This is a genomic window from Kitasatospora sp. NPDC042419, assembly GCF_056437345.1.
The window spans coordinates 287,347-293,540 of the sequence record NZ_JBWKAW010000009.1 but is presented as its reverse complement, the minus strand read 5'-3'; the positions used below and the strand labels follow the sequence as shown (position 1 = coordinate 293,540).

Genomic DNA, 6,194 nt, shown 5'->3' with positions numbered 1-6,194 from the left:
GCCAGACCGTCGTCATGGTCACCCACGACCCCGTCGCCGCCGCCTACGCCGACCGCGTCGTCTTCCTCGCCGACGGCCGCATCGTCGACGAACTCGTCGCGCCCACCGCCGACACCGTCCTGGACCGCATGCGCCGCTTCGACGCCAAGGGCCGCACCAGCTGAGCCGCCGCACCAGCCGAGCCGTCGCACCGGCCGAGCCACCGCACCGGGCCCGCACCGTCCCACCGGCCCGCACCGCCGCACCGGCCGAGCCGTCGCACCGGCCCCCGGCCCACCGGCCAGGCCCCGAACCGGCCTCCGTCCCCACGACCTTCCAGGACTGACACCACCCCATGTACCGCACCGCACTGCGCAACGTGCTGGCCCACAAGGCCCGGCTGCTGATGACGACGCTGGCCGTCCTCCTCGGCACCGCCTTCGTCGCCGGCACGCTCGTCTTCACCGACACGCTCGGCAACGCGCTCCGCTCCCAGAGCGCCAAGAGCTACACCGACATCACCGTCACCGTCAGCGACCGCGACGCCGCGAGCAAGGGCTACGACCACGGCGGCGGTACGGCCGAGGCGGGCCCCGTCCTCACCGAGGAGACCCGCAAGGCGATCGCCGCGCTGCCCGGCGCCGCCGACGCCCGCGGCGTGGTCAGCGGCTTCGCCGGCATCGCCGACAAGAAGGGCGCGCTGATCGGCAACGGCTTCTCCACCACCGGCACCAACTACGTGCCCGGCGCCGACGGCACCGACCCGCGCTACCCGCTGGTCGAGGGGCGCGGCCCGCGCGGTGCCAAGGAGATCGCGCTGGACGCCAGGACCGCGGAGAAGGGCGGCTACAAGGTCGGCGACACCGTCCGCGTCGCCGTCAACGGCCCGGTCATGGAGCTCCAGCTCACCGGCACCCTGCACACCAACGACCCGCGCGTCGTCTCCGGCGGCTCGCTCGCCGCCTTCGACACGGCCACCACCCAGCAGCTCTACCTGAGCCCCGGCCGGTACGCCGAGATCGACGTCAAGGGCAAGCCCGGCGCCGACGACACCGCGCTGCTCACCGCCGTCGAGCAGACCGTCCCCAAGGGCGACTCGATCGAGGCGAGGACCGGCCGCGCGCTCGCCGACGAGCAGGACCGGATGATCGCCGAAGGCACCAAGGGCCTCTCCGGCGTGCTGCTGGGGTTCGCCGCCATCGCGCTCTTCGTCGGCATCTTCATCATCGCCAACACCTTCACCATGCTGGTCGCCCAGCGCACCAAGGAACTGGCCCTGCTGCGCGCCGTCGGCGCCAGCCGCAAGCAGATCACCCGCTCGGTGCTGATCGAGGCGCTGCTGGTCGGCCTCACCGCCTCGCTCGGCGGCCTGCTCGCCGGCATCGGCATCGCCACCGGGCTGCGCTCCCTGCTCAACGGCCCGTTCGAGGCCAACCTGCCGGACGGCCCGCTGGTGGTCGGCCCCTCCACGGTGCTCGGCTCCGTCGGCGTCGGCGTCGCGGTGACCGTGCTCGCCGCCTGGCTGCCCGCCCGCCGCGCCTCGCGGATCGCCCCGGTCGCCGCCATGAGCTCGGCCGAGCAGCCCGCCACCCAGAAGTCCCTGGTGGTCCGGAACGTCATCGGTCTGCTGTTCGCGCTGGTCGGCGTGGGCGGCCTGCTGGCCGGCGCGGCCGGCCAGCAGGGCAAGCTGGTCGGCATCGGCGCGGGTGCGCTGATGATCGGCGTCTTCGTCCTCACCCCGCTGCTGTCCCGGCCGCTGATCGCCCTGTTCGCCCCGCTGCTGCGCAAGCTGTACGGCACGCCCGGCAAGCTGGCCCGCGAGAACGCGGTGCGCAACCCGCGCCGCACCGCCGCCACCGCCTCCGCGCTCACCATCGGCGTCACCCTGATCACCGCCCTGACCGTCGTCGGCGCCTCGGTGAACAAGGCCGTCGACGAGGCCACCGCGAACGACCTCAAGGCCGACTACACCGTCGCCATGTCGAACTTCTCGATGCTCTCCCCCGAGGTCGCCCCGCAGATCGCCAGGATCCCCGGGCTCACCGCGATGAGCGTGGTGCGCACCGTCCCGGTCAAGGGCGCCGCCGAGGACGACACCTCGTGGCTCACCTCGGTGGACGCGGCCACCATCGACCGGCTGGTGGACGTGAAGGTCACCGAGGGCTCGGCCGACGCGCTCAAGCAGGGCAGGCTGCTGGTCAGCTCCGACTACGCGGAGCGGAACGGCATCAAGGTCGGCTCGGCGCTGACCGGCACCTACCCGGACGGCACCCGGGCGGCCCTGACCGTCGGCGGCCTGGTCGAGCACAGCACCATGCTGTCCGGGCTGATCGCCCCGGACGGCGTGGTCGGCCCGCACGCCGCCCCCGGCACCGGCCTGGAGAAGGTGCTCGTCAAGGGCTCCCACGGCGCGGACGCCGAGCTCAAGCAGGCGCTGCGCGACGCCACCGGCGGCAACCCGCTGATCGCGGTCAAGGGCGACAAGGACATCAAGGCGGAGAACCGCCAGATGGTGTCCGCCGTCCTGAGCATGATGTACGGGCTGCTGGGCATGTCCGTGGTGATCGCCGTCCTGGGCGTGGTCAACACCATGGCGATGTCGGTGTTCGAGCGCCGCCGGGAGATCGGCATGCTGCGGGCGATCGGCCTGGACCGGCGCGGCATCGGCCGGATGGTCCGGCTGGAGTCGCTGCTGATCGCGCTGTTCGGCGGCGTGGTCGGTGTCGTGCTCGGCATCGTCACCGCCTGGGCCGGCAACCGGGCCATCGCGAAGACCTTCGACAACATCACCACGGTGGTGCCGCCGGTGCAGGTCCTGGGCTTCCTGGTGGCCGCCGCGCTGATCGGCCTGCTGGCCGCGCTCTGGCCGGCCCGCCGGGCCGCCCGGCTGGACATCCTGAGCTCGATCAAGAGCGAGTAGCCGGGCCACCACCGCAGCGACGGACCGCAGCGACGGCGCCGCCCGCCGGGAGACTCCTCCCGGCGGGCGGCGCCGTCGTCGGTCCTACCGTGGGCGACGGTGAGCGAACGTTTCCTCAGCAGCCGTTGAGGATGGCCGAGAGCGCGCTCTTCTCGGCGCTGTCCACGGTGAGGCCGTAGTAGTACTTCACCTGCACCCAGGCGCGGGCGTAGGTGCAGCGGTAGGAGGCCTGCGGCAGCCAGTGGGCCGGGTCCTGGTCGCCCTTGCTGCGGTTGGAGCTCGCGGAGACGGCGATCAGCTGCGGGCGGGTCAGGTCGTTGGCGAAGCCCTGGCGCTGGCCGGTGGTCCACGCCCAGGCGCCGGAGCGCCAGGCCTCGGCGAGCGGCACCACGTGGTCGATGTCGAAGGACGAGGCGCTGGTGGTGCTGACGTTGTCGTAGACGGAGAACCAGCTGCCGCTGACGGAGGCGCACGCGGAGTCGGTGACGACGTTGCTGCCGTCCCGCTTGAGGACCGTCTCACGGGTGTTGCAGGTGCCGGAGACGGTGATCCAGTGCGGGAAGAGCGCCCGGTCGTAGGTGGAGGCGTGGGACTCGGCGGTCACCGCGATCGAGGCGAGGTAGCTGCGGGCGGTGGCGGCGGACACCGGGGTCGGCAGCGCGGCCTGGGCGGTGCCGGCGCCGGTCAGCAGGGTGACGAGGGCGAGCAGCAGGGCGCCGAGGGCGGCGGCCAGGGTGCGGCGGGGCGGGCGCGGCACGGATATCGCGGACATGGGGGGACTCCTGTGTCGACGAGGGCAGGGGAAAGCCCCCGGGCGGAGCGGCCCGCCCGGGCTGCCGACCAGCATGCGGTCCCAGGGGTTTACGCGGGTAGAGCCGGGAGGTGAACTTTTGACCGGGCGTCAGCGCACGGACCGTTCGGACACCTCCGGGCGCCTCCGGGGACGCCGAAAGCCCTGCCCGGCGGCGCGCCGGGCAGGGCTTTCGACGGTGTCTCCCGTCCTGAACTCTTCGCTCAGGCTGTCGAGTCGGCGGCCTTCGGGGCCGGGGCGGCGGGCTTGGCCGGACGGCCGCCGAAGACGCCGAGGAAGATCGCCAGGGTCGGGACCAGGTACGCCGCCCAGACCGCGAGCTGGAGCTTCGTCGGGTCGGGCTGGAAGTTGAACACACCCTTGAGGAGGGTGCCGTACCAGCTGTCCTTGGGGATGGTGGAGCTGATGTCGAAGGCCCGGTTGTGCAGGCCGGGCAGCCAGCCCGCCTCCTGCAGGTCGTGCACCCCGTAGGCGAGGACGCCGGCGGCGACCACGACCAGCATGGCGCCGGTCCAGGTGAAGAACTTCGCGAGGTTGATCCTCAGGGCGCCGCGGTAGAACAGCCAGCCCAGCACCACCGCCGTCGTCAGGCCGAGGGCCGCGCCGATGATCGGGTTGTAGCCGTCGTCCGTGGCCTGCACCGCCGACCAGATGAACAGCGCCGTCTCCAGCCCCTCCCGGCCGACCGCCAGGAACGAGGTCACCACCAGCGCCACCGTGCCCATCGCGAGGGCCGCGTCCAGCTTGCCGTGCAGCTCCGCCTTCAGGTGCCGGGCGGTGCGGCGCATCCAGAACACCATCCAGGTGACCAGGCCCACGGCGATGACGGACAGCGTCCCGCCGAGTGCCTCCTGGGCTTCGAAGGTGAGCTGGGTGGAGCCGTACTGCAGCACCGCGCCGAAGGCCATGCTGAGGGCGACCGCCGCGCCGACGCCGGCCCAGACGGGCGGCAGCCGGTCCTTGCGGCCGGTCTTGACCAGGTAGGCGATGAGAATGCACACGACGAGGCTGGCTTCCAGCCCCTCGCGCAGGCCGATCAGGTAGTTGCCGAACACGGCACCTCCTCGGGGGTTCGTGGCAGGGGGTCGGGAGGTCAGCCGAAGAGGGCCTGGCCCCACCACTCGCCGGGCTTGCGGATGCCCGCCGGGCAGGCGAAGTGCGCCGAACCGACGTGCTGGATGTACTCGTTGAGGGCGTCGGAGGCGGCGAGGCGCTGCTGGAGCGGGACGAACGCGGTGCGGCTGTCGCGCTGGTAGGCGAGGAAGAACAGCCCGGCGTCCAGGCGGCCGAGCCCGTCGGTGCCGTCGGTGAAGGAGAAGCCGCGGCGCAGGATCATGTGCCCGCCGTTGGAGTCCGGGTGCGCCAGGCGCACGTGGGCGTCCTGCGGCATCGCGTTCAGGTCCGGCGCGTCGTGCTCCCGGCTCCTGCCGTAGGCGGCGCCTTCGCCCTTGGTGCGGCCGAAGACGTCCTCCTGCTCCTTGAGCGAGGTGCGGTCCCAGGTCTCGATGTGCATCCGGATGCGGCGGGCGACGAGGTAGGAGCCGCCGGTCATCCACTCGGGGCCCTCGCCGGGGGCGACCCACACGTGCTCCGCCAGCCGGGGGGTGTCGGTGCCGGCGATGTTGTGGGTGCCGTCCTTGAAGCCCATCATGTTGCGCGGCGTCTGGGCGTCGGGGGTGGTGGAGGAGGTCTTGCCGAAACCCAGCTGGGACCAGCGGATGTTGACCGTCCCCATGCCGATGCGGGCCAGGTTGCGGATCGCGTGGACCGCGACCTGCGGATCGTCCGCGCACGCCTGGACGCAGAGGTCGCCGCCGCTGCGCTGCGGGTCGAGGTTGTCGCCCTTGAAGCGGGGCAGGTCGATCAGCGCCTCGGGACGCCTGGCCTTCAGGCCGAAGCGGTCCACGCCGTCCTTCTCGAACAGGGTGGGACCGAAGCCGATGGTGAGGGTGAGCCGGGACGCCGGCAGGCCCAGGGCCTCGCCCGTGTCGTCCGGCGGCGCCTCGGGGAGTCCGCTCGCCGCGCCGCTGCCCACCTCACGACCGCCCGTCATCGCGGCGGCGGCCTTCGTCCACTCCTTCAGCATCCGCACCAGCGACTCGCGGGTCGCGGAGGCGGAGACGTCGAACGCGGCGAAGTGCAGGCGGTCCTGGACCGGGGTCGCGATCCCGGACTGGTGCTCGCCGTAGAACGGGACGTCCCCGCCCACCGTCACGGCCGGCGCCGGAGCGTCCTCCTGGCGGGTCGCGGCGGCCACCGAACCCACCCCCGCCGCACCCAGCGCGACCCCGGCACCCGCCCAGCCGATCACCGCACGGCGGCTGAACGACCCGTGACCGGCGCCGCTCACGTCCTGGGGGGCGACGGCCTCGCCACCGTCCGGCGTCCCGTTCTGCTGCTCCTGCTCGGCGTCCATCGGCGACGGGCCCTTCTCTGATGCTGGACTCACGGACGCCGTGGCGGCCGCTGGGGCCGCCACGGCGG

Annotated in this window: 4 protein-coding genes and 1 pseudogene; 2 read left to right on the top strand and 3 right to left on the bottom strand. The window is 72.9% G+C overall.

All coding sequences use genetic code 11. The features are described 5' to 3' along the window. A pseudogene (locus AC067J_RS20135) lies at positions 1-164 on the top strand (ABC transporter ATP-binding protein); the annotation flags it as partial. A 170-nt stretch (positions 165-334) separates the two neighbouring features. After that, the gene (locus tag AC067J_RS20130) at positions 335-2,899 is read left to right on the top strand and encodes an ABC transporter permease (protein WP_478300976.1); all 2,565 of its coding nucleotides are present in this window, start codon (positions 335-337) and stop codon (positions 2,897-2,899) included. A gap of 115 nt (positions 2,900-3,014) precedes the next feature. Here AC067J_RS20130 and AC067J_RS20125 read toward each other — a convergent pair whose 3' ends face one another. The 3 genes from AC067J_RS20125 to efeB all read right to left on the bottom strand — a co-directional run bounded on the left by AC067J_RS20125 (position 3,015) and on the right by efeB (position 6,126). Beyond that, positions 3,015-3,671, bottom strand: coding sequence for an HNH endonuclease family protein (locus tag AC067J_RS20125; protein ID WP_478300974.1), 657 nt, complete (start codon positions 3,669-3,671; stop codon positions 3,015-3,017). A gap of 242 nt (positions 3,672-3,913) precedes the next feature. Then, the gene (gene efeU / locus AC067J_RS20120; protein ID WP_478300972.1) at positions 3,914-4,765 is read right to left on the bottom strand and encodes an iron uptake transporter permease EfeU; all 852 of its coding nucleotides are present in this window, start codon (positions 4,763-4,765) and stop codon (positions 3,914-3,916) included. Between the two features lie 38 nt (positions 4,766-4,803). After that, complete coding sequence (gene efeB, locus AC067J_RS20115; RefSeq protein WP_478300970.1) at positions 4,804-6,126, bottom strand: iron uptake transporter deferrochelatase/peroxidase subunit; 1,323 nt, start codon at positions 6,124-6,126, stop codon at positions 4,804-4,806. Positions 6,127-6,194 lie beyond the last annotated feature (68 nt).